Origin of the sequence: Mesorhizobium sp. L2C066B000, from assembly GCF_000502335.1 — a bacterium.
Taxonomy (GTDB): Bacteria; Pseudomonadota; Alphaproteobacteria; order Rhizobiales; family Rhizobiaceae; genus Mesorhizobium.
Genome location: NZ_AYWZ01000001.1, coordinates 1250150 through 1274761, shown reverse-complemented (window position 1 = coordinate 1274761; position 24612 = coordinate 1250150). Strand labels below are relative to the sequence as shown.

Genomic DNA, 24612 nt, shown 5'->3' with positions numbered 1-24612 from the left:
AGGAGCGGTCCGCGAAGCGGACGAAAAGCCAATTGCTTGGCTTTTCGAGTGACGAACGCCCGGCAGGGCAATGAGCGGCGGCGCCGAGAGTTCGAAACTGTTCCGCGCGCAGGCGCCCTATGCCACAAACTGCCGGGCGAGGATCAGCACCACCGCCCCGGCCAGAAACATCGCCATCAGGCCGCCGCGCAGCGAGACCACAGCGGCGACGACCAGTGCCGCCCATTCCGCCGGTCCGGCGCTGAGTGCGGCGGGCGCCACCAGCGTCGTCAGCACCGCCGCCGGCACTGCGTTCAAGCCGGCCTCGACGCGTGGATGGATGTGGTCGAAACGCGAGATCACCAGATGGCCGCCGACGCGGGTGAGATAGGTGGCGAGCGCGCCGGCAATGATGATCCACAAAGTCGCGCTCATCGTTTTGCCTCCACGCCGCTATGGTGCGGCGGCAGGATGACGGCCAGAAGCACGCCGGCAGCGGCGCCGACGGAGACGTGCCAGGGCGATCCCACAGTTTGGTAGGCAATGATCGACGCGGCGGCGCTGGCGATCACCACCGGCAGCCAGAGCGGCCGCTTGCGAAAGCCCATGACCAGCCCGAGGAAATAGATCGGCAGCAGGAAATCGATGCCGAGCGCATGCGTGTCGGGGATCAGCTTGCCGAAAACCGCGCCCAGCGCGCTTTCGATCCCCCAGAACACATACACCGGCAGGCCAAGGCCCATATACCAGGCAAAGCCAACGGTCTCGCCGGCTTCGGCCTTGCGCTCCGCCACCGCGAACTGCGGATCGGTGAGCACGAAATAGCCCAGCGCTTGGCTGATAACCGGCCAGTGCGCGATTCGCCGGCCGATGCTGGCGGAGTAAAGCACGTGACGGAAGTTTACCGCGAAGATCGACAGCACGATCAGCCATGGCGCGACATGCTGGCCGAACAATTCGATGCCGACCATCTGGCTGGCGCCGCCGAAGATCAGCGCGCTCATCAAGAAAGCTTCGAGAACGGAAAAGCCGTTGTCGACGGCGATGGCGCCGAACAGCAGCCCAAATGGCGCCGCGGCGACAACCACCGGCATCGACAGCCGCACGCCGTCCCAGAAGTCGCTGGCCACGGAATTTTCGCTTAAGGTCTCTGCCGACATGTCACATTCCCATCTCGCGCTGCTATGTAGGAGCCGGCGTTTGAAAAGTCAGACGAATTCGCTTGAGCCAACAAATCAGCGAAACTGATGTTGTAAAAACAGGTAAGGGGTTCGGATGATCGCTTATGATTTCACCGGCAGGCACGCAGTCGTCACCGGCGCCGGTGGCGGCATGGGCGAGGCGATCTCGCTGGCGCTGCTCGAGGCCGGCGCCTCGGTCACCGCCATCGACGTCAAGCCGCGTCCGGCGTCGCTTGCCGCCTATGACGACCGGCTCACCTTTGCCCAGGGCGACCTTACCGACGCCGCCTTTGTCGAGCAGACCATCAATGCCGCGGGCCGCAAGCGCGGCGGCATCGATTATCTCGCCAATGTCGCAGGCGTGCTCTGGTTCGGTCGCGACAAATCGGCCCTCGAGATGGACCTCGATGTCTGGGACCAGGTCTTCAACATCAATCTGAAATCCTTCGTCCACACCGCGCGGGCGGTGGTTCCCCATATGCGGGCCGGCGGACGCGGCGGCGCCATGGTGCACTTCTCCACCATCCAGTGGTATCGCGGCGATCCGACCCCGCAGGATGCCTACCAGGCATCGAAGGCCGGCGTCTGTGCGCTGTCGAAGTCGCTCGCCATGCAGTTGGCGGGCGATGGCATCCGCTCCAATTCGATCTGCCCGGGCATGGCGTTGACGCCGCTGCAGGCGCGCTGGGACACCGAGGAGAAACGCGCGGCCGTTGCCAATTATGCGCCGCTCGGCCGCATCGGCACGCCGCAGGACATGGCCAATGCCGCGCTATTCCTGCTTTCCGATGCGGCAAGCTACATCACCGGCATCGAACTGGCAGTCGACGGTGGTCTTTTGATGCGGATGTAGCCGTGCAGTGCGCCGGGCTGATTTAGCTCCGCGGTGCCGTGCCCTGGATCGCCCTGCCCCAGTCAAGCAGCGGCTTGGCGCGCAAGGCGAAATCGACAAGCTCGTCGACCAGCGTCGGCGCGTGAATTCCAGCCGGATCGATCATGTGCTGGACATAGAAGTGCCGGTTGCGGATGGCGTCGACAAGATCGGGTTCGTTGACCTGCTCGAAGCCACGCGGCGTGCGCTTCATGCGGCCCTCGGTTTCAAGTTCGAAGCCGTTTTTCTTCAGCGTTGAGAGCAGTTTTCGGAACTCGGCCGGCCGGGCGACGATCGCCTTGCGCATCGCCAGCAGCAGGGACGGCTCCGGATTCCACCAGGCGACATCGGCAAAGCAGCGGTCGATCCCGACATAGACGAAGAACACGCCCTGCTCCATCTTCGTGCCATCCGGCGACAGCATGGCCGACAAATGCTGGTTGTAGGGCCGCTTGTCCTTGGCGAAGCGCACGTCGCGGTTGATGCGAAACAGTGACTTCTTGCGGTCTCCGCGCAAGCCCAGACCCGCCGCCGCGAAGCGCTCGGTCAGCGTCTCGACCAGATCGCAGAACGGCTCATGCAACTCGCTGTCGTAAAGCGCGCGGTTTTCCTGGAACCATTCGCGGCTCTGGTGGAAGTCGAGCGCCTTGAGGAACGGTAGGGCCTTTTGCCCGAACCCTTTGAACGAACCGGCCATCACGCCTTGCCGACCCGTTGCAGCCAGGTGTCCTCGTCGATGACTTCGACGCCGAGTTCGCTGGCCTGCTTCAGTTTGGAGCCTGCGCCCGGCCCGGCCACCAGCAGATCGGTCTTCGCCGACACCGAACCCGCCACCTTGGCGCCGAGCCGTTCGGCCATCGCCTTGGCTTCGGAGCGTGTCATCTTTTCCAGCGTGCCGGTGAAGACGATGGTCTTGCCGGCAACCTCGCTGTCGGCCGACACGGTGACGACATACGGCTTCGGCTTGACCTGTTCGAGCAGTCTGTCGAGCACGTCGTCATTGCGTTCATTGCCGAAGAAATCGCGCAACGCATCGATCACCGTGTCGCCAATGCCGTTGATGGAGGGGAAGACGCTGTGCGGATCCTCAGCCGCCGCCGTTTCCTTGCCGACGCGGATCAGCTGCTCGATGGTCGAAAACGTCCGGGCAAGCACGGCCGCCGTCGTTTCGCCGATATGGCGGATGCCGAGTGCGAAGATGAAGCGGTCGAGCTCCGGCTCGCGGCGCGAATCGATGGCCGCGAACAGCTTGTCGAGGCCTTCATAATTGCGGTCCTCGACACCGCGCACATTCTTGCGCGCCTTGCCCGATGCCGCCTCGCGCTGCCTGGCCTGCTCCTCGCGCCGCTCGGCCAGCGCCCTGGTGACGGCCGGGCGGCGATCCCTGAGGGTGAAGATATCGGCGGCGGTCTTGACCAGTCCCGAATTGAAGAACAGGTCGATATTCTCGGCGCCCAGCCCCTCGATGTCGAGCGCGCCGCGCGACACGAAATGACGCAGCCGCTCCACGGCCTGCGCGGCGCAGATCAGCTCGCCGGTGCAGCGCCGGCGCGAATCCTCCTTGCCGGTCTTCTCGTTGATTTCGCGCGTCGCCGGCGAGCCGCAGACCGGACAAATGTGCGGGAATTCGTAAGGCACCGCATCAGCCGGCCGCTTGTCGACGACGACGCTGACGATCTGCGGAATGACATCGCCCGCCCGTTGTATGACAACCGTGTCACCGATGCGGACATCGATGCCGTCGCGAATCGGCAAGCCGTTGCTGTCAAAACCCTTGATGTAGTCCTCATTGTGCAGCGTGACGTTTTCGACCACCACGCCGCCGACCGTGACCGGCGCCAGCCGCGCCACCGGCGCCAGCGTACCGGTACGGCCGACCTGGATGTCGATCTTCTGCACCGTCGTCATCGCCTGTTCGGCCGGGAATTTATGCGCAACCGCCCAGCGCGGCTCGCCGGTGACAAAGCCCCAGCGACGCTGCAATTCCAGCTGGTCGACCTTGTAGACGACACCGTCGATGTCGTAGCCGAGCGACGAACGCAGCTCCTCGATCTTGTGGTAGTGCGCGATCAGCTCCTCGACAGACTTCGCCCGCACCATCAATGGGCTGACCTTGAACCCCCATTCGGCGAATTTCTGCACCGAATCATATTGGGTCGGCGCCGGATCCGCTGTCGTATAGCCCCAGGCATAGGCAAAAAATTTAAGATTGCGGCTGGCGGTGACGGACGCATCCTTCTGTCGCAAGGAGCCCGCTGCCGTATTGCGCGGATTGACATAGTCCTGGCCGCCCACCGCCGCCGAGCGGGCCCTCAGTGCCTCGAATTCCGCATAGGTCATGTAGACCTCGCCGCGGATCTCGATGGTCTCGGGCCAGCCCGNGGGCCCTCAGTGCCTCGAATTCCGCATAGGTCATGTAGACCTCGCCGCGGATCTCGATGGTCTCGGGCCAGCCCGATCCTTTCAGCTTGGCGGGGATGTCGGCGATGGTCCTGAGATTGGCGGTGATGTCCTCGCCTACAGTGCCGTCGCCGCGCGTAGCACCCTGCACGAACACACCGCGTTCATAGCGCAGCGACGCCGACAGGCCGTCGATCTTCGGCTCGGCCGTAAACGCGATGTCGAGGTCCTTGTCGCGGTCGAAGAAGCGCCGGCCACGCTCGATGAAATCGGTGACGTCCTCGTCTGTGTAGGCCTTGGCGAGGCTGAGCATCGGCACCGCATGGCGCACCTTGGCAAAGCCTTCCGCCGGCGCGGCGCCGACCCGCAGCGAGGGAGAATCCTCGCGCACCAGACCGGGAAAGCGCTCCTCGATGGCAAGATTGCGCCGCCGCAGCGCGTCATATTCTGCGTCCGTAATCGTCGGCGCGTCCTCGGCATGATAGCGCCGGTCATGACCGGCGATCTCCTCGGCCAGCCGCTGGAGCTCATCCGCGGCTTCGCTTTCGCTCAACGATTCGACCGGTTTTTCAGACATGCAGCGGTCCCTGGACAGTGGCGAGGCACCATAAATCAGGATTTCGGAAAAAGCATTCCTGAACAGCGGGATGGAGCCATATCCTGACTCAGTCCGAAAGCCTTGCGACGACTACGCTGCAGCAATATTCTCGCGCAGCAGCCGTTCCGCGGCTGCGCGCGCCTCGTCGGTGATGGTAGCGCCGGCCAACATGCGCGCGATCTCTTCCTGGCGCGCCGCCCGGTCCATTTCGGCGATGCCGGTGGCGACCTTGTCCGAGCCGCCGGATTTGGAGATCAGGAAATGCGTCGCAGCACGTGCCGCCACTTGCGGAGCATGCGTGACCGACAGCACCTGCACGCGCTTCGACAGCCTGGCCAGCCTTTGGCCGATCGCATCGGCCACGGCGCCGCCGACGCCGGTGTCGATCTCGTCGAAGACCAATGTCGGCGCCGAGCCACGGTCGGCCAGCGCCACCTTGAGCGCCAGCAGGAAGCGCGACAGCTCGCCGCCGGAGGCGACCTTCATCATCGGCCCAGGCCTGGTGCCGGGATTGGTGCGCACCCAGAACTCGACCTGGTCGATGCCTTCTTCCATGCGGTTCTCGCCATCGCTGGCCAGTTCGACGATGAACTCAGCCCGTTCCAGCTTCAGCGCCGGCAATTCGGCCATCACAGCCTTGGTCAGGCCGACCGCGGCCGCATGGCGAAGGGCGGAGAGCTGGGCTGCGGAAATATCGTAGGCTTCGCGCGCCGCTGAGGCCTGCTTTTCCAGGACATGCAGGCGCCCCTCGCCGGCATCAAGATCGGCGAGATCGGCGCACATGGTGTCGCGCAGTTGCGCCAGATCGTCAACGGCCACACTGTGCTTACGTGAGGCCGCACGCAGCGAAAACAGCCGCTCCTCCGCCTTCTCCAGCCTCTGCGGGTCGTATTCGGTGGCGCGCAGTGCCGCCTCGACGCCCGATTGCGCTGCATCCAGTGACAGCATCGCCTCGTCCAGCGACTTCACCACATCCTCGAGCAGTCCCGGCGCTTCGCTGGCCTTGCGCTGCAGGCGCCTCAGCAGGCTGGCCAGTTGCGGCAGCGGCGAGGACGGGCCTGACAGCACATCCTGTGCATCGTGTATTTCCGAGGCGATCTTTTCCGCCCGCATCATCGTTGCACGCAATTCCGCCAGCTGCGTCTCTTCGCCGGGCTGCGGATCGAGCTTTGCTAGTTCCGCCACCGAGGCCCTGAGATAATCGGCCTCGCGCGCCGCCGCCTCGACCTTGGCGCGGTGCCTGACGAACTCCTGCTCGGCGCCACGCCAGTAGCGCCACGCCTCGCCGGTCGCGCGGGCAGCGCCCAGATGGCCGCCAAAACTGTCCAGCAATTCGCGATGCGCGCCGGGGTCGACCAGAGCCCGCTCGTCATGCTGGCCGTGGATCTCGACCAACGCATGGCCGATGTCGCGCATCAGCGTGACGCTGGACGGCTGGTCGTTGACGAAGACGCGGGTGCGGCCATCCGCGGTCTGCAGCCGGCGCAGGATGATGTCGCCGTCATCCTCGATGGCGTTTTCGGCCAGCAGCGCGCGCACCGGGTGGTTGCGCGGCACATCGAAGACGGCAATGACCTGGCCTTGGGCCGCGCCGTGGCGCACCAGCGAGGCGTCGCCGCGCGCACCAAGCGCCAGCGACAGCGCGTCGAGAAGGATGGATTTGCCGGCGCCGGTTTCACCGGTCAGCACGGAAAGGCCGGGCTGGAAGTCGATATCCAGCTTCTCGATCAGGACGATATCGCGGATCGACAGTCTGGAAAGCATCAGAACCCGGACCTCAAGCAATTCCAGGAAAAGTGCGTAGCGGTTTTCCGTCCGGAATTGCGTACAACAAAAAGTTAGGACGGTTCAGCGCCTCATTCAAACCACTGAACCGCTGTGAAGCGGCATGCGACCGATGGAGTCGCAGCGCCGCACTATCTTTTTGTTTGAGCGTCGGATCAATCCGAAAAGCGCGTTCCGCCTCAGTCGATGCTCGGGCGTCAGGCGCCGGTGATCAGCTTGCCGGCCTTGGATATCCACGATCCGGCATTCTCGCGCGGCTCAAGCCCGTTGCTCTGCAACAGCTTGTAGGTATCCTTGTACCATTGGCTGTCGGGATAGTTGGTGCCGAGCACCGCAGCGGCGGTTTGCGCTTCCGAGGTCAAGCCCATCGCGTAGTAGCTTTCGGCCAGACGCGCCAGCGCCTCTTCGACATGGCGGGTGTTGGAATAGTTCTCGACCACGTTGCGGAAGCGCTTGACGGCAGCAATGTATTCGCGCCGCTCGAGATAATAGCGGCCGATCTGCATCTCTTTGCCGGCCAGCTGGTCGTTGGCGAAACGGATCTTTTCCTTGGCGTCGTCGACATATTCCGACGTCGGCCAGCGCGTCACCAGATCCTGCATCGTCTGCACGGTCTGGCGTGCTTCCTTCTGATCCTGGGTGACGTCCTTGATCTGCTTGTAGTAGCTCAGCCCGATAATATACTGGGCGTAAGCCGCGTCGTCGGTCGACGGATAAAGCGTCAGATAGCGCTTGGCCGAGCCGATTGCTTCGTCATAACGGCCAGCGCGATAGTCGGCGAAGGCGCCCATCACCATCGATTTGCGGGCGAATTCCGAATAGGGGTGCTGGCGGTCGACGGCGTCGAACTTCTTGCTCGCCTCATCCAGGCGGCCGGCATTGAGATTGGCAAGGCCTTGATTGTAAAGGACGTCGGCCGGTTCGGTCTGGTCGACATAGGTCGACAGGTCGACGTCTTTCTCGGACGACATGCAGGCCGAGAGGAAGAGCGTTGGCACAACCACCGAAAGCGCCAGGAAAACAGCCCGATACGGCGCTTTCGATTGACCAACTCGCTTGAAGAACATGATTGGATTGCGCCCTTTCGGCGTTAGTTCAATGCCTTTCGCATGGCGTTCCCTCAAAACTGATCCCCACTTTTGAGCGACATGCGCCTAACAGACGGCAGCAGCCATAAACCATAACTGCCTTGCCCAGCAACGCTATGTCTAGCCAATCGCACATTTTTGTGGCGGCTTGGTGTTGCCCCGAATGCTATGCACTTTCACCGGCCAGTGATGCATCCGTGCAACACCGGCCCGCGTTTAGAAAGCCAGAAAATCGTTAAGAATCAGATCACCCAGGGCGCAAAGACAGGCCCGGTGACGGCGCTCATCTCGGCGGTGCGGCCGCGCTCGCGCCGCGTGGTCTCGACGACCTCAAAGGCCGAACGGTCGGACAGAAGCCGCCGCAAAGCAGCCGCATTCATCCGGTGACCGCCGCGATAGGAGCGGAAGCAACCGATGAAACGGGCGCCGGCCAGCGCCAGGTCGCCCATGGCGTCCATCGTCTTGTGGCGAGCGAACTCATTGGGATAGCGCAGGCCGCCCATGTTGATCACCCGGTTGTCGTCGCCGATCACCAGCGAGTTCTCCAGCGAGGAGCCGAGCGCATACCCCGCCGCCCACAGCCGCTCGACATCCTTCATGAAGCCGAAGGTGCGGGCGCGCGCGATATCCTGCCGAAAGATGTCGGGGTTGATGTCGGAGGCGAATAGCTGGCGGCCGATCGCCGGGCTTTCGAAATCGATCTCGACCTCGAAGCGCGTGCCGCTATAGGGCCTGAACTCGGCCCAGGACGCGCCATTCTCGATGCGGACGGGCTTGACCACCCTGATGTAGCGGCGCTTGACCGCCAGCGTCTCGATGCCGGCCTGGTCGATTGCTTCCACGAACACCACCGCACTGCCATCGAGGATCGGAACCTCATGACCGTCGATCTCGATGACGATGTTGTCGATGCCGAGCCCGAAAAGCGTCGCCATCAGATGTTCGACGGTGGCGATATGCTCGCCTGCCGGATCGCCGAGCATGGTGCAGAGATCGGTCGCGCCGACTTCGGCAACCAGCGCGCGGAACTCGCGGCTCTCGCTTCCGTTCGAAAGGTGGAAGAGCACGCCGGTGTCGGCGTCCGCTGGAAGGAAATTGACGGTGACCGGTTTGCCGCTGTGAACGCCGGTACCGGTCAGCGTTGCACGCGATTTCAGTGTCGTCTGATAGTCTTGCAAGACAAACCCCATAGCCCAAACGCCTAAGTCCGCTTTAACCCAAAAGGCGCGGCTCTTTTTTATCGGCAGGCAGGGCCACTTCCCCGAATCCCAGCACACCGAAAGTGCTGCGGCAAAGATAATGGTCCGTCAGGGAGACTCCAAATCACGGTTTCTTACTCTGTGTAACCGCGACAGACCTTGAGCGTCACACCGTAACGCCTTGTTATTAAACCACTTTGAACGTTAACAGGCAGACAATCTCTCGTCTGCCTGTTAACAAGTGTTACATACCGTTAACGGCTCAGTTGGCCTGGCGGCGCAGGAAAGCCGGTATCTCCAGCTGGTCGTCTTCCTGGGTCGACCTGGTCTGCGGCGTCAACCGGCCCTGATCGTCGAGCTGGCCGCGGCGCGGCGCGTAAAGCTGCGGATCCTGGCTGGCAAGGCGGCGCATTTCCGGCGCCGCCTGGCGCAGCTTCGGTTCGCGCGGCTGTGCCGGCTGCAACCGGGCCGGCTCTTCTTCGCGGCGCGTCAGTCCGTTGGTCAGCCGCTTGAGCAGCCCCATCGGCCCGCTGTTTTCATGGTCGGCCGGACGGCCCTTGGCTTCCACCTCGGCCCGCACCACCGGCGGAAAATCCTCCACCCGCGGCATGCGCTGCGGTGCGGCAGCCACCGGCTGCGGCATTTCCCGCATCGGCGCCGGTTGCATCACCTGCTGCACGACAGGCTGCGGCTGGGCAGGCGGGGCCTGGAAGATCTTGCTCTGCGGGCGGAAATCTTCCGTCTGGGCCATCGGCGCCGGACGAGCCATTGCCGCCGCATTGGCCTCGGCAAGCTGGATCGCCTCGGCCACCGGATCGGCCGCGCGCTGCTCATAGGTCTGCTGCTGGACCGGTGCCGGACGGCCTTCCGCCCCCGGAGCCGCTGGGCGGCTGACCGGCTTCTGCTGCGGCGGCACGGCCCGGATCGAGATCGGCGCCGCGGCAATTTCAGCTGCCGATTTGTCGATGCCGGTGGCGACCACCGAGACGCGGATGACGCCTTCGAGTTCCTCGTCGAAGGTGGCGCCGAGGATGATGTTGGCGTCCTGATCGACTTCCTCGCGGATGCGGGTCGCGGCCTCGTCGACTTCGAACAGGGTTAGGTCGCGGCCGCCGGTGATCGAGATCAGCAGGCCCTTGGCGCCCCTCATCGAGGTCTCGTCGAGCAACGGATTGGCGATCGCCGCCTCGGCGGCGGCCATCGCGCGGCCCTCGCCCGAAGCTTCGCCGGTGCCCATCATCGCCTTGCCCATTTCGCGCATCACCGAACGCACGTCCGCGAAGTCGAGATTGATCAGGCCTTCCTTGACCATCAGGTCGGTGATGCAGGCAACACCCGAGTAGAGCACCTGGTCGGCCATGGCGAAGGCGTCGGCAAAGGTCGTCTTGTCATTGGCCAGCCGGAACAGGTTCTGGTTGGGGATGACGATCAGGGTATCGACACATTTCTGCAGCTCCTCGATGCCGAGGTCCGCCGTCTTCATGCGGCGCTGGCCTTCGAAATGGAACGGCTTGGTGACGACGCCGACGGTGAGGATACCCCGTTCGCGCGCCGCGCGGGCAACGACGGGAGCCGCACCGGTTCCGGTGCCGCCACCCATACCGGCGGTGACGAAGCACATATGGGTGTTGGAGAGATGATCGATGATCTCATCGATGCACTCTTCCGCCGCCGCACGGCCCACTTCAGGCTGCGAGCCGGCGCCGAGCCCCTCGGTGACATGCGCGCCGAGTTGGATCAGCCGCTCGGCCTTCGACATGGTCAGCGCCTGTGCATCGGTGTTGGCCACGACGAACTCGACACCGCGCAAGCCCGCGGTGATCATGTTGTTGACGGCATTGCCGCCGCCGCCGCCGACACCGAATACGGTGATCCGCGGCTTGAGCTCGGTGATGTCCGGCTTTTGCAGATTGATCGTCATTGTCTCCGTCCTTTGCCTTTCCCGCCGCTTCGCCGCCGCGGCCGCCTATGGGGCTGTCCCCGTCAATTAGAAACTGTCTCTCAACCACTGACTCATGCGATGCAGTTTTCCGCCCGTCCCGGTCATCCTGAGACCGGAAATTCCTTTCGCCGGATGGCTCTCGAAGCTCGCCATCTGCGGATAGATCAGCAGCCCGACCGCCGTCGAGAAAGCCGGCCCCTTGGCAGCTTCCGGCAGGCCCGCCACCCCGAGGGGGCGTCCGATGCGCACATTGCGCCCAAGAATGCGGCGCGCAGCCTCGGGGAGACCCGCAAGCTGGCTGGCGCCGCCGGTCAGCACGACCCGTTTTCCCACAGCATTGCCGTAGCCCGACTTGTTCAGCCGGTCGCGCAACAGTTCCAGCGTCTCGTCGATGCGGGCGCGGATGACGCGCGTCATCACCGAGCGCGGGATCTGCAGCGGCATCTCGCCGTCTTCCCCAATCGGCTGGATCGAGACCAGGTCGCGATCGTCGGCACTGCCGGGCAGCGCCGAACCATGCATCACCTTCAGCCGCTCCGCGGCGTCGAGCGAGGTCGACAGGCCCTTGGCCATATCGAGCGTCACATGATTGCCACCGATGGCAATGGCATCGGCATGGACGAACTTGCCTTCCGAAAACACCGAGATGGTCGTCGTGCCGCCGCCCATGTCGATGCAGGCAGCACCCATTTCCAGTTCGTCGTCGACCAGGGCCGCAAGCCCGCTGGCATAGGGCGTCGCCACCATGCGCTCGACCGACAGATGCGAGCGGTTGATGCAGAGCTCCAGATTGCGCAGCGGTGCGGCATCGCCCGTCAGCACATGCATGTCGACGCCGAGCTGGTCGCCGACCATGCCGCGCGGATCGCGCACGCCGCGCTCAGCGTCCAGCGAAAAGCCGACGGGCAGCGAATGGATCACGTCGCGTTCGGCCTTGAGTGCCTGCTTGGCGCCGGCGGCAAGCACGCGCTTGATGTCGGCTTCGTCGGCCTGATGGCCACCGAGATTGATCGTGGCCGAATAGGTTTCGCTCTTCAGCCGGCCCGCCGTCATGTTGACGATCAGCGAATCCACGGTCAGTCCCGCCATGCGTTCGGCTGCGTCGACGGACAGGCGAATGGCGTGCTCCGCGCGGTCGAGATCGACGACCACGCCCGACTTCACGCCTTGCGATTTCTGGTGGCCGATGCCGATCACCTGGATGCGGTGCGAGCGGCCGCGCAACAGCTTGCCGTCCTCGCGCGGCTTCAGTTTCGCCACCACGCAGCAAACCTTGCTCGAGCCGACATCCAGCACGGTGAGCGTGCCGGAACGCCGCGAAGAGGCATCGCTGTTGCCGCCAAGCCAGCTCATATCTTCGTCCCCGACTTGCGCTTCAGATTTTGCGGCTTTTCATTGAGCGCGGCCTGGCGCTGCGTCGCCGCTTCCGGCGTCAGCTGCACCACCAGGCGATCGGAGATGCGCATGTCGACGGCGGCGATGTCCCGCGTCAGAAGCCCGTTGTCGTGGTCCATCCGAACCAGATCGGCGATCGCCTGATCCTCGCCATCCTCGGGCAGCTTGATCGTGATGCCGTTTTCCAGCTTAAGGTCCCAGCGCCGTTCGCCGATGCGGATATAGCCTTTGACCCGAGCCGCGAGCTCGGGAAATTTGTTGATCTTGGCCACGAAGTCGGGGGCCTTGGCCGGCGCGCCGGTGCCGATGATCAGCGGCAGCAGCGCCTGCTTGCCGCCGGAGAACGGCGCGATCACCGCGCCGGAGCGTTCGATGACCGAAAGCTCCGCGCCCTGCTGCCAGAGCGCGAAGGGCTCGCGCTCCTCGACACGCACTTCCAGCGTATGTGGATAGACCTTGCGCACCGCCGCCACTTCGACCCAGGGCAAGGTATCAATACGTTCACGCGCGGCCTCGGCATCGAAGCCGATCAGTGACGTCCAGCCGTCGAGCTCGAGCCGGTCCAGTATGTCGATCTCCGAAGTCTGGCGGTTGCCGACCACCTTGATCTGGTCGACGGCAAAGCCGGTGCGGGCGGTGATGCTCTGGACGATGTCGTCGGCATGACCGCCGAGAATGGCGCCGTAGAGGCTGCTCGATGCAATGAGCGAAGCCGAAAGGATGGCCGCGGAAAAGCGCGGCGCGACGAAGTCGCCGCCGCCCAGGCGCGCCAGCACGCGCACCGGCCGGCGCAGCACGCGCGGCAGCACGAAATGGTCAAACGACAACGACATGCCGAACAGCGCCGGCCCGGCGCCGCCCCTGCCCTTGTCCTGTCCCCATTTCAACGCAGACACGAAGCGTCCTCCACCATCCAACTCAACAATTCGCCAAACGAGTGCCCGGCCTGGGCGGCGATTTCAGGCACCAAAGACGTCGGCGTCATGCCCGGCTGAGTGTTGATCTCGAGCCAGACAATCTCGCCGTTTTCGGAGTGACGGTCGTCATAGCGGAAGTCCGATCGGGAAACGCCCCGGCAGCCGATAGCCAGATGTGCCTTGAGCGCCAGTGTCTGTATTTTTTGGTAAATATTTGATGAAATTTTAGCAGGGATTTCGTGTTTTGATCCGCCGGCGACGTATTTTGAATCATAGTCGTAGAAGGAATGGCCGGTCGGAATGATCTCGCAGACGCCGAGCGCCACGTCGCCCATGACGGCGCAGGTCAGCTCGCGCCCATGGATGTAGCGCTCGACCATGACGGTCTCGCCATATTTCCATTCGGACGAGCCGATGACCTGCGGCGGATGCGACTGCCCTTCATGCACGATGACGACGCCGAAGCTTGAGCCTTCATTGACCGGCTTGACCACGTAGGGCGGCTTCATCGGATGCTTGTTCTGGATGGCAAAGCGGCTGGCAACCTTCGATTCCGCCACCGCGATACCGGCAGCCTTGGCGACCTTCTTGGCTTGCTCCTTGTTCATGGCGAGCGCCGAGGCGAGCACGCCCGAATGGGTGTAGGGAATGGCCAGATATTCGAGGATGCCCTGGATGGTGCCGTCTTCACCGAACGGGCCGTGCAGTGCATTGAAGACGACATCGGGCTTGAGTTCGGTGAGCACGGCGCCGACATCGCGCGCAACATCGACGCGGGTAACCTGGTAGCCTTCATTCTCAAGCGCATCCGCACACGCCTTTCCCGAAGACAGAGACACGGGCCGCTCGGACGAGAATCCGCCCAGGAGGACAGCCACATGCTTGTTCTTCATATCCCGTCATCCCTCTCACGGCGGGCCCGCAACCACGCATTCAGCGACCAGATTGAGTCCGAGTCTCCCGGCAGGTTGCCCCCCAGACGGAAAACGCGGTCGACGCGTCGAACGACTCAAATCAGGAAACGCTTTAAGGCAGAGAATCAGAGAGTTGATTCGCTGGCAAGTGCTTATGATTCCGACAGATTCACTTTCCGCGAAAACGGCCGGAAAAAGCGTGTTGTGAGTCTTTGGAGCAACGGTGGCGCTGTTGTTTCAGACCGTTTGAAGTTCAAGCATCACATGAACTTCAGCTTGCGCTAAAGAAGCTGTCCGAGGAATTCCTGCACGGCATGGCCGGGGCGGAAATTGCCGAGCCGCTTGATTTCCCACTGCAGGCGGATGCCTGAATTTTCAAGCACGCGGGCGCGCACCGTCTCGCCGAGATATTCGAGATCGTATCCGGTCGCTGTTCCGGTGTTGATCATGAAGTTGCAGTGCATCGGCGACATCTGCGCGCCGCCGATCATCAGCCCGCGGCAGCCGGCCTTGTCGATTTCCTTCCAGGCCGAGGTGCCTTCCGGATTCTTGAAGGTCGAGCCGCCGGTCTTCTCGCGGATCGGCTGCACCGTCTCGCGATGCATCTGGACGGCGTCCATGGCCGCCTTGATCGCCTCTGGGTCTTCCAGAACACCTTCGAAAACGGCGGAGGTGAAGATCAGCCCGGCAGGTGCGGCCGAGTGACGATAGGCATAGCCCATGTCGTCATTACTGAGTGTGTGGAGATTGCCCTTGCGGTCGAGCGCCCGCACCTCGACGACACGTTCCCGCGTCTCGACGCCATTGGCGCCTGCATTCATCCGCAGCGCCCCGCCGATGGCGCCGGGAATGCCGTGATAGAAATGAAAGCCGCCAATGCCGGCCTCGTAGGCGACGGCAGCAACGCGCTTGTCGGGCGTCGCAGCACCCGCTTTGATGCCGGTCGGCGATATGACCTCGGCCTCGCCAAAACCCTTGGCCGAAAGCCTGATGACGAAACCCGGAATACCGCCGTCGCGCACCAGAAGGTTGGAGCCGACACCGACGATGGTGAGCGGGATGTCCTCCGGCACGGCGCGCAGGAAGGCAGCCAGATCCTCCTCGTCGGCCGGCTGGAACAGGGCGTCCGCCAGACCGCCGGCGCGGAACCAGGTGATCTTGTCCATCTCGGCATTGGGCGTGATGCGGCCGCGCAGGCCGGCAAGCCGGTCGCCAAGTTTGTCGAGCAGGTCCTGGCCGCGCATCATGAGACGGCACCGCCGAGTTCCCCAGGCAGCGCATAGGCCCATTGGGTGATGTTGCCGGCGCCCAGGAAGATGACGAAGTCGCCCGGTTTCGCCAACGCGCGGATGACGGGCGAAATCGCGGCAGGGGTTTCGACGTAGCGCGCATCGCGATGGCCCCCGGAGCGGATGCGCGACACCAGCGCCTCCGAGGTCACGCCGTCGATCGGCTCCTCGCCCGCCGCATAGACCGGCGCCACCATCACCGTGTCGGCATCGTTGAAACAGACCGAAAATTCGTCGAACAGATCGTGCAGCCGGGTGAAGCGGTGCGGCTGCGCAATGGCGATGACGCGGCCCTTGGTGGCGCTGCGCGCCGCTTTCAACACCGCCGTGATCTCGACCGGGTGGTGGCCGTAATCGTCGAAGATGTCGACGCCGTTCCACGAGCCGGTGTGGGTGAAGCGCCGCTTGACGCCGGCAAAGGACGACAGCCCTTTCTTGATCGCTTCGGCCGACAGGCCGAGTTCATGCGCGACCGCGATTGCGGCGGTGGCGTTGGAGACGTTGTGGCGGCCGGGCATCGGCAGCCGCAGATCAGATATCGTCGTCTGGCCGCCGGTCTTGCGGTCGCGGATCACCACGTCGAATGCCGAGACGGCACCGGCCATGCGGTGGTTGGTGAAACGCACATCGGCCTGCGCGTTCTCGCCATAGGTGATGACGCGGCGGTCCTCTATGCGGCTGACCAGCGCCTGTACTTCCGGATGGTCGGTGCACATCACGCCAAAACCGTAGAACGGCACGTTCTCGACGAATTGCCGGAACGCCTCGCGCACCTTGTCGAAACTGCCATAGTGGTCCAGATGCTCGGGATCGATGTTGGTGACGACGGCGATCTCGGCCGGCAGCTTGAGGAAGGTGCCGTCGCTTTCGTCGGCTTCGACCACCATCCACTCGCCATCGCCCATACGGGCATTGGTGCCATAGGCATTGATGATGCCGCCATTGATCACCGTCGGGTCGAGCCCGCCGGCATCGAGCAGCGTCGCCACCATCGACGTGGTTGTGGTCTTGCCATGCGTGCCACCGATCGCGACCGCCTGGCGGAAGCGCATCAGTTCGGCCAGCATCTCGGCCCGGCGGACAATTGGGAGCAACTTCTCCCGCGCGGCCTTCAGCTCGGGATTGGATTTCTTGATCGCGGTGGAGACGACCACCACTTCGGCCGCGCCGATATTCTCGGCCTTGTGGCCGACAAAGCATTCGATGCCCTTGTCGCGCAGCCGCTGGACATTGGCGCTGTCGGCCTGGTCCGAACCCTGCACCTTGTAGCCGAGATTGTGCAGAACCTCGGCGATGCCGCTCATGCCGATGCCGCCAATGCCGATGAAATGCACAAGGCCGATGGTCTGCGGCATCTTCATCAATGCGTCCCTTTCCTGAAATCCGAAACGGTTTTTCTGGACGCAATAGCCTCTGTGAGATCAGCGAGCAACCGTGCCGCGTTCGGCCGGCCAGCCGACTTCGCTCCGGCAGCCATGGCCGTCAGCCGCTCGGGAGTGTCCATCAGCCCGCCAATGAGAGCCGCGATGCGCTCCGGCGACAGTGACGATTGCGGATGCACCTCGCCGCCGCCCGCCGCGGCAAGGGCGGCTGCGTTCGCCGCCTGATCGTGATCCAGCGCATAGGGATAAGGCACCAGCAGCGCCGGCCGGCCGATGACGGCGATCTCCGAAACCGTCGAGGCGCCGGAGCGCGACATCACCAGATGCGCCGCGCCCATGCGCTGTGCCATATCGGTGAAGAAGGGCGAGACCTCGACATGGACGCCGAGTGCCGCATAGCCAGCCTTCACCCGCGCCACGTCGTCGGCGCGGGCCTGCTGGGTGATCACCAGCCGCTTGCGCTGCGCCTCCGGCAGAAGTGCGATCGCCGCCGGCATGGCATCGGAAAAGAACTGCGCGCCCTGGCTGCCGCCGAACACCAGGAGCCTGAACGGATCCGCCCCTTGGGATGCCTTATAGGGCGTCTTTGCCGCCTCCAGGATTGGCGGCCTGACCGGATTGCCGGTCGTCACAGTCTTGGCGCCTGTGGCACTTTCATCTTGCGGCAGGAAGCCGCCGGCAATCGCATCGACACGCCCGGACAGCGCCCGGTTGGCGCGGCCCATGACCGCGTTCTGCTCATGGATCAGCGTCGGCAGCTTGCGCCGCGTCGCGGCATAGAGCGGTGGCAAGGTCGGATAACCGCCAAAGCCGACGACCGCATCAGGCTTGATCCTGGCGATGACGGCGGAAGCCTGGCGCACGCCGCGCCAGATCTTCCAGAACGCTCCGAGCAGAGCGGCGGGGTTTTTCGAGCCCATCGTCGCCGACTGGATCGGATGGATGGCGGCGGCCGGGAAATGGCCGGCAAAGCGCTCGGCGCGGTCGTCCGTCGCCAGATGCACGCCCCAGCCGCGCTCGATCAGCTCATGCGCCAGCGCCTCGGCCGGAAACAGATGTCCGCCGGTTCCGCCAGCCGCGAGAAGGATGACACCCCGCGCCATATCACTCCGCCGGCAGGGCGCGCTGCGACAGGGCAAAGCCCATCTGCTTGCGCTTTTCCGGTCGCTTGCGCGTCAGCGCCAGCACCATGCCCATCGAGATGGCAATGGCGATCTGCGAGGAGCCGCCATAGGAGATGAAAGGCAGCGTCATGCCCTTGGCCGGCATCAGTTGCAGGTTGACGCACATGTTGATGACCGACTGCAGGCCGAACACCGTGACGAGACCGCCGACGGCGTAGCGGGTGAAATCATCATGTTCCTTCAATGCCGTGCTCAAGCCGCGCAGCACGATGAAGGCGAAGATCGACATGATGAAGAAGCACATGATCAGCCCGAACTCTTCGCCGGCGACCGAAAACACGAAATCGGCATGCGCGTCGGGGATGACGCGCTTGACCGTGCCCTCGCCCGGGCCGACGCCGAACCAGTGGCCGTTGATCAGCGCCTCGCGGCCCATGTCGACCTGGAATGTGTCGCCTTCGCCGGTCAGGAATTTGTCGATGCGGGCGGCGACGTGCGGGAACACCGTGTAGGCGGCAAACAGGCCGCCGGCGCCGGTGGCGCCAAGCGCGATGATCCATAGCCAGGGCAGGCCGGCCATGAAGAACATGACGCCCCAGGTGCCGGTCACCAGCATGGTTTGGCCGAGATCGGGCTGCGCCACCAGAAGCGAGATGACCAGGATTAGCAGCAGCATGGCAAACAAATTGCCCGGAATGTCGGGCTGGCGCTTGTGTTCTGCGAACAGCCAGGCGCAGACGATGACGAAAGCAGGTTTCAGGAATTCCGACGGCTGGATCGACACGCCGACAAACGACACCCAGCGCCGTGCGCCTTTCACTTCGACGCCGATATAGAGCACGGCCACCATCAGCACCAGCATGATGCCCAGGATGATCAGCGCCATGCGCCGGATCTGCCGCGATTCCAGGAAGGACACTGCCAGCATCACGCCGAGCGCCGGCACGGTGAAGATGATCTGCCTGGTGGCAAAGTGGAAACTGTCGAGGCCGATGCGTTCGGCCACCGCCGGGCTTGCCGCAAAGGACAAGACGATGCCAAGCCCCATCAGTGACAGGAACGCCGCCAGGAACCAGCGATCGATCGTCCACCACCAGGTTGCAACCGGGCTTTTGTCGAGACGGCTTTGCATTATCGTGCCCCTCCGATGGGTTTCACGCCCTCGATAGCATTCGCAGCTTGCCTGAAGGCTTCGCCGCGAACTTCGAAATTCTTGAACTGGTCGAAACTGGCGCAGGCCGGCGACAGCAGCACCACCGCCTCGCCGCTGTCATCCTTGGCCGCGTCTTTCGCGGCATGGTCGACCGCGGCGGCCAGCGTGCCCGAGATTTCATAGGGCACGGCTTCGCCGAGCGTCGCCGAGAACGCGGGCGCCGCCTCGCCGATCAGATAGGCCTTGGCGATGCGCGGGAAGAAACCGCGCAGCGGCTCGATCCCGCCTTCCTTGGGCAGTCCGCCGGCGATCCAGTAGATGCGCAGGAAGCTCGACAGCGCGGGTGCCGCCGCATCGGCATTGGTCGCCTTGGAATCGTTGACGAACAGCACATGATCCTTGCGGCCGACCTGCTCCATGCGATGCGCCAACCCGGGAAAGCTTTCCAGTCCCGCCTGGATCTCGCCGAGGCTCAAGCCGACCCTGAGGCAGGCGGCGACGGCGGCAAGCGCGTTCTGCGCATTGTGCTGGCCGCGCAACGAACCGATGCCTTCGAGGAAGGCGACGCGGCTGTAACGGCCATGCACGGCTTCCATCAGATCGGAGCCATCGGCGAAATAACCGTCGGTCAGCGGCAGCCGCTTGGAGATGCGGATCACCTGTCGGCCCGCCCTCTCCAGCCGGTCGGCGATCTGCGCGCACCAGCTATCGTCGACGCCGACAATGGCTGTCTCGCTGCCGGCGACCAGCCGCTCCTTGATCGAAGCGTAGTGCTGCATGGTGCCGTGGCGGTCGAGATGGTCGGGCGTCAGGTTGAGCAGGATGCCGGCCGTCGGGTTGATCGAGGGCGCGAGATCGATCTGGTAGGACGAACACTCGACGACATAGTCCCGGTCAGCCTGCGGTGGATCGAGCGTCATGATGGCCCGGCCGATATTGCCGCCCATCTGCGTGTCGCGCCCTGCCGATTTGAGGATATGCGCGGTCAGCGCCGTGGTCGTCGACTTGCCGTTGGTGCCGGTGATAGCGATGAACGGCGCATCAGGCGCGCGCGCAATCCGCTCGCGGCAGAACAATTCGATATCGCCGATCACCTCGACGCCGGAGCCACGCGCCAACTCCACCGTCCAGTGCGGCTTGGGATGCGTCAGCGGCACGCCGGGCGAGAGCACGAAGGCCGAGAATTTCGACCAGTCGGCGCCGCGCAGATCGGCGGTCGCAATGCCTTGGCCAGCGGCCTTGGCGACGCTATCGGGATTGTCGTCCCAGGCGAGCACGTCGGCGCCGCCCTCGATCAGCGCGCGCGCCGTGGCGATCCCCGAGCCACCGAGCCCGAAGAGCGAAACGCGTTTGCCCGAAAAGGATGCGGCGGGGATCAAGCGGGTTCCTATCTCAGCTTGAGGGTGGACAGGCCGACCAGCGCCAGGATGACGGCGATGATCCAGAAGCGGATCACCACCTGGCTTTCGGTCCAGCCGAGCTTTTCGAAATGATGATGGATCGGCGCCATCAGGAACACGCGCTTGCCGGTCATCTTGAAGTAGCCGACCTGAATGATGACCGACAGGATTTCCACGACAAACAATCCGCCGACGATGACCAGCACGATCTCGTGCTTGGTGGCGACCGCGACCGTACCGATCAGGCCACCCATGGCCAGCGAACCGGTGTCGCCCATGAAGATCGCCGCCGGCGGGGCGTTGAACCAGAGGAAGCCGAGGCCGGCGCCGATGACGGCGCCAAGCACGACAGCCAGCTCGCCGGTGCCGGGCACGAAATGGATCTGCAGATATTCGGCGAACACCGCATTGCCGGAGAGGTAGGCGATGACGCCAAAGGATGCCGCCGCAATCATGATCGGCACGATCGCCAGCCCGTCGAGGCCATCGGTCAAATTCACCGCATTGCCGGCGCCGACAATGACGAAGCAGGAGAACGGCACGAAGAACCAGCCGAGATTGATGATGAATTCCTTGGCGAAGGGGAAGGTCAGCGACGACGAGAACGGCGCCTGGCCATTATGCATGATCGCCCAGGCGGCGATGCCGGCGATGACGAATTCCAACGCCAGCCGCGCCTTGCCGGAAAAGCCGAGATGCGACTGCTTGGTTACCTTGAGATAGTCGTCGTAAAAGCCGATCGAACCGAAGCCCAGCGTCACCAAGAGCACCACCCAGACATAGATCGAGGAGAGGTTCGCCCATAGAAGCGACGAGCCGACGATGCCGCACAGGATCATCAGCCCGCCCATCGTCGGCGTGCCGGCCTTCTTGAAATGCGTCTGCGGGCCATCGGCGCGGATCGGCTGGCCCTTGCCTTGCCGCAGCCTAAGCGAATTGATGATGGTCGGCCCGAAGATGAAGACGATCAGCGCCGAGGTGATCAGCGCACCGCCGGTGCGGAAAGTTATGTAGCGGAAGATATTGAAGACCGAGACCTTGTCCGCAAAATCGACGAGCAATGTAAACATACGATTCCGTTCCCCGGACTAGTTCTGTTTCGTGCCTGCGGCTTCCGCCGGATATTTGCCGAGCAAGGCCTCGACCAGCTTTGAAAAGCCGATGCCTTTCGACGATTTGATCATCACCACGTCGCCGGCCTTCAGCGTCGACAACAGCAGCGGCTTCAATTCCTCGGCGCCGGCGCGGTATTCCGTTTTGATCTCGTCGGGCAGGATGTCTGCCAGCGCCCGCATTTCCGGACCGCCGAGAAAGACCGTGTTTGTGCCGGTGCCGACGATCAACTCGGCAAGGGCTGCATGGAGCTTGGCCGAATGGTCGCCGAGCTCGAGCATGTCGCCGAGCACGGCGATGCGCCGGCCCTCGCCCGTGACAGGCGTCGCGTTGAGCAGCGCCATGGCAGCAGCCATCGAGGCCGGATTGGCGTTGTAGCTCTCGTCGATCAGTGTGATCGGTCCCTTGGGGTGGCGAAGCATATGGCGCTTCCCACGGCCACGCTCGGCCGACAGATCGGCCAGTGCCAAGGCCACCTTGCCGATGTCGGCTTCAACCAAATGCGCGGCGCCGAGCACCGCCAGGACGTTCTGTACCATGTGGCGGCCGGGCGCGCCGATGCGCACCGTCACATCCTGCCCGCCGATCCTGGCGGTGATGTCGGAATGATCGGCATGCAGCTCGCATTTGGTCAGCTTGTAGGTCGACCGTGCATTCTCGCCGAAGCCAAAGACATGTTCGACGCCGGCGGCTCGCGCCATCTTGTCGAGCAGCTTCCATCGCGCATCGTCGCGGTTGAGCAAGGCCGCACCGCCGGGCTCGATGCCTTCAAAAATCTCGGCCTTGGCCTTGGCGATCTCGTCGAGATTTCTAAAGAAGCCGAGATGCGCAGCGGCGATCATCGTGACGATGGCCACATCTGGCCGGACCATCTTGACCAGCGGCCGGATCTCGCCCGGATGGTTCATGCCGATCTCGAACACCGCATAGTCGCAATCGCCGGGCATGCGCGCCAGCGTCAGCGGCACGCCCCAATGATTGTTGAAGGACTGCGCCGAAGCATGCACCGTGCCGACGGCCGACAGCACATGACGCAGCGCCTCCTTGGTGGTGGTCTTGCCGGCCGATCCGGTCACCGCGATGATTTTTGCGCTGGAACGGGCGCGGGCGGCAACACCGAGTTTCTCCAGTGCTGCCAGCACATCCTGCACGACGATCATCGGCGCCGTCAGCCGCCCAAGCGACGGCAACTTGCCCTCGGCAACGATCAGCACGCCGGCGCCGGCCTTGATCGCCGCGGTCGCGAAGTCATGGCCGTCCATCGCCTCGCCCTTGATGGCGAAGAAGGCGTCGCCCGGCTGCAGGCTGCGGCTGTCGATCGAGATCCCCGAAATTCCCTCCGGCATCGGCCCGAGCGGCCGACCGCCCATGGCGTCGACCAGCGCCTCGGAAGTCCAGAGCACGCTCATGCGGCCCGCTCCCGCAGCGCCGAGCGGACTTCCTCGTGGTCGGAGAAGGGAAACGTCTCGGCGCCGATGGTCTGGCCCTCTTCATGGCCCTTCCCGGCAACGATCAGCGTATCGCCCGCTTTGAGCATGGCGACCGCTTCGTGGATCGCCTTGCGGCGGTCGCCGATTTCAATCGCGCGGGGCGCGGCTGCCAGGATCGCGGCACGGATCGTTTCCGGCACTTCCGAGCGCGGATTGTCGTCGGTGACGATGACGACGTCGGCCAGCCGCGTGGCGATTTCGCCCATGATCGGCCGCTTGCCCCGGTCGCGGTCGCCGCCGCAGCCGAACACGACGATGACGCGACCGGTGGTGAACGGGCGCACGGCGGCCAGCACATTTTCCAGCGCATCCGGCTTGTGGGCATAGTCGACATAGACGGGCGCGCCATTGGCGGTGGCGCCGACCAGGTCGAGCCGTCCCGGCGCACCCTGGAGTTTCTCCAATGCCATCAAAGCTTTGGCGACCGGCGTTCCGGTGGAAATGGCCAGCCCTGCCGAAACCAGGGCATTGGCGATCTGGAAGTCGCCGGCGAGCGGCAGGTCGATCTCGTAGAGCACGCCGTCAGCTTCGACCTCGGCGCGCTGGCGGTGGCGCTCGTGCTCGACCCGCTTCAGGCGCAGGAAATCGCCATGGCGGCCGACAGTCAGCACATTGAGCCCCGCGGCCTGCGCAGCCTGGATGGTCGGCGCCGACCACGGATCGTCGGCAAAGATGACCGCCGGCGCGCCTTTCAGCAGCAGCGTGTCGAACAGGCGCAATTTGGCGCGATGATAGTCCTCGACCGTCTGATGATAGTCCATATGGTCGCGGCCGAGATTGGTGAAACCGCCCGCGGCGAGCTTGACGCCATCGAGGCGGCGCTGGTCGAGACCGTGGCTGGAGGCTTCCATCGAGGCATGGGTGACGCCGGCCTCCGCCAATTCCTTGAGCAACTGGTGCAAAGCCACCGGATCGGGCGTGGTCAGCGAACCGTAGTCGTTGCGGCCCGGCGCCACCACGCCGGTGGTGCCAATGGACGCGGCGGCAAAGCCGGCCTGCTCCCAGATCTGCCGGATGAAGGCGGCGACCGAGGTCTTGCCTGCGGTGCCGGTAACCGCGACCATGGTCTCCGGCTGGCTGCCGAAGAAACGTGCCGCGCTCAGCGCCAGCGCCAGGCGTGCGTCGTCGACACTGAGCACCGGGACGGACAGACCGGAAACGGCGCTGGCCTTGCCCACGACAACCGCCGCTGCGCCGCGCTTTGCCGCATCGGCGGCATAGGCCGAACCATCCGCCTTGCTGCCGGCGAGCGCGAAAAAGACCACGCCGGTCTTGACCGTGCGGGAATCCGACGAAATCCCGGTTACCTCCACATCGCGGGAAGATGTTCCCTCGACAGGCAGGATACCGGCTAAATCTCTCAGGTGCATCGAACCCCGTTTATCTCAACAA

Annotated in this window: 19 protein-coding genes and 1 pseudogene; 1 reads left to right on the top strand and 19 read right to left on the bottom strand. The window is 64.0% G+C overall.

Annotated features, from left to right (window positions below):
• Positions 1-117 precede the first annotated feature (117 nt).
• Entirely contained in the window at positions 118-414 is a 297-nt protein-coding gene (locus tag X733_RS160040; RefSeq protein WP_023688042.1) for an AzlD family protein, read from the bottom strand.
• Entirely contained in the window at positions 411-1139 is a 729-nt protein-coding gene (locus X733_RS160045) for an AzlC family ABC transporter permease (protein WP_023688041.1), read from the bottom strand. Before X733_RS160045 ends, X733_RS160040 begins: the two co-directional genes overlap by 4 nt.
• Positions 1140-1254: 115 nt before the next feature.
• Here X733_RS160045 and X733_RS160050 point away from each other — a divergent pair, with 115 nt between their 5' ends.
• Complete coding sequence (locus tag X733_RS160050; protein WP_023688040.1) at positions 1255-2013, top strand: SDR family oxidoreductase; 759 nt, start codon at positions 1255-1257, stop codon at positions 2011-2013.
• A gap of 22 nt (positions 2014-2035) precedes the next feature.
• Here X733_RS160050 and X733_RS160055 read toward each other — a convergent pair whose 3' ends face one another.
• The 17 genes and pseudogenes from X733_RS160055 to X733_RS160130 form a co-directional block, all read right to left on the bottom strand.
• On the bottom strand, positions 2036-2728 hold the full coding sequence (locus tag X733_RS160055; RefSeq protein ID WP_023688039.1) for a TIGR02453 family protein: 693 nt from the start codon (positions 2726-2728) through the stop codon (positions 2036-2038).
• Positions 2728-5008 (bottom strand): annotated as a pseudogene (ligA, locus tag X733_RS1000000167065) (NAD-dependent DNA ligase LigA). Before ligA ends, X733_RS160055 begins: the two are co-directional and overlap by 1 nt.
• Before the next feature lie 111 nt (positions 5009-5119).
• Entirely contained in the window at positions 5120-6793 is a 1674-nt protein-coding gene (gene recN / locus X733_RS160060) for a DNA repair protein RecN (protein ID WP_023817957.1), read from the bottom strand.
• Between the two features lie 218 nt (positions 6794-7011).
• Complete coding sequence (locus X733_RS160065; RefSeq protein WP_023817956.1) at positions 7012-7881, bottom strand: outer membrane protein assembly factor BamD; 870 nt, start codon at positions 7879-7881, stop codon at positions 7012-7014.
• A gap of 263 nt (positions 7882-8144) precedes the next feature.
• Positions 8145-9092, bottom strand: coding sequence for a UDP-3-O-acyl-N-acetylglucosamine deacetylase (lpxC, locus tag X733_RS160070; RefSeq protein WP_023817955.1), 948 nt, complete (start codon positions 9090-9092; stop codon positions 8145-8147).
• 271 nt (positions 9093-9363) lie between these two features.
• Positions 9364-11022 (bottom strand): cell division protein FtsZ, encoded by a 1659-nt coding sequence (gene ftsZ, locus X733_RS160075; protein WP_023817954.1) that lies wholly within the window; start codon positions 11020-11022, stop codon positions 9364-9366.
• A 66-nt stretch (positions 11023-11088) separates the two neighbouring features.
• On the bottom strand, positions 11089-12396 hold the full coding sequence (ftsA, locus tag X733_RS160080) for a cell division protein FtsA (RefSeq protein WP_023688034.1): 1308 nt from the start codon (positions 12394-12396) through the stop codon (positions 11089-11091).
• On the bottom strand, positions 12393-13334 hold the full coding sequence (locus X733_RS160085; protein ID WP_023682134.1) for a cell division protein FtsQ/DivIB: 942 nt from the start codon (positions 13332-13334) through the stop codon (positions 12393-12395). The genes ftsA and X733_RS160085 overlap by 4 nt, the downstream gene beginning before the upstream one ends.
• The gene (locus tag X733_RS160090) at positions 13322-14248 is read right to left on the bottom strand and encodes a D-alanine--D-alanine ligase (RefSeq protein WP_023668279.1); all 927 of its coding nucleotides are present in this window, start codon (positions 14246-14248) and stop codon (positions 13322-13324) included. The genes X733_RS160085 and X733_RS160090 overlap by 13 nt, the downstream gene beginning before the upstream one ends.
• 302 nt (positions 14249-14550) lie before the next feature.
• Positions 14551-15516 (bottom strand): UDP-N-acetylmuramate dehydrogenase, encoded by a 966-nt coding sequence (gene murB / locus X733_RS160095; RefSeq protein WP_031193080.1) that lies wholly within the window; start codon positions 15514-15516, stop codon positions 14551-14553.
• Entirely contained in the window at positions 15513-16919 is a 1407-nt protein-coding gene (gene murC / locus X733_RS160100; RefSeq protein ID WP_023817952.1) for a UDP-N-acetylmuramate--L-alanine ligase, read from the bottom strand. Before murC ends, murB begins: the two co-directional genes overlap by 4 nt.
• Positions 16919-18043, bottom strand: a complete 1125-nt coding sequence (gene murG, locus X733_RS160105) for an undecaprenyldiphospho-muramoylpentapeptide beta-N-acetylglucosaminyltransferase (RefSeq protein ID WP_023817951.1) — start codon at positions 18041-18043, stop codon at positions 16919-16921. The genes murC and murG overlap by 1 nt, the downstream gene beginning before the upstream one ends.
• Before the next feature lies 1 nt (position 18044).
• Positions 18045-19196 (bottom strand): putative lipid II flippase FtsW, encoded by a 1152-nt coding sequence (ftsW, locus tag X733_RS160110; RefSeq protein WP_023817950.1) that lies wholly within the window; start codon positions 19194-19196, stop codon positions 18045-18047.
• The gene (murD, locus tag X733_RS160115) at positions 19196-20596 is read right to left on the bottom strand and encodes a UDP-N-acetylmuramoyl-L-alanine--D-glutamate ligase (RefSeq protein WP_023817949.1); all 1401 of its coding nucleotides are present in this window, start codon (positions 20594-20596) and stop codon (positions 19196-19198) included. The genes ftsW and murD overlap by 1 nt, the downstream gene beginning before the upstream one ends.
• Before the next feature lie 8 nt (positions 20597-20604).
• The gene (mraY, locus tag X733_RS160120) at positions 20605-21687 is read right to left on the bottom strand and encodes a phospho-N-acetylmuramoyl-pentapeptide-transferase (RefSeq protein WP_023753054.1); all 1083 of its coding nucleotides are present in this window, start codon (positions 21685-21687) and stop codon (positions 20605-20607) included.
• A gap of 18 nt (positions 21688-21705) precedes the next feature.
• Positions 21706-23139: a UDP-N-acetylmuramoylalanyl-D-glutamyl-2,6-diaminopimelate--D-alanyl-D-alanine ligase gene (locus X733_RS160125; RefSeq protein WP_023817948.1), complete on the bottom strand. Its 1434-nt coding sequence runs from the start codon at positions 23137-23139 to the stop codon at positions 21706-21708.
• Positions 23136-24590, bottom strand: coding sequence for a UDP-N-acetylmuramoyl-L-alanyl-D-glutamate--2,6-diaminopimelate ligase (locus tag X733_RS160130; RefSeq protein WP_023753056.1), 1455 nt, complete (start codon positions 24588-24590; stop codon positions 23136-23138). The genes X733_RS160125 and X733_RS160130 overlap by 4 nt, the downstream gene beginning before the upstream one ends.
• Positions 24591-24612 lie beyond the last annotated feature (22 nt).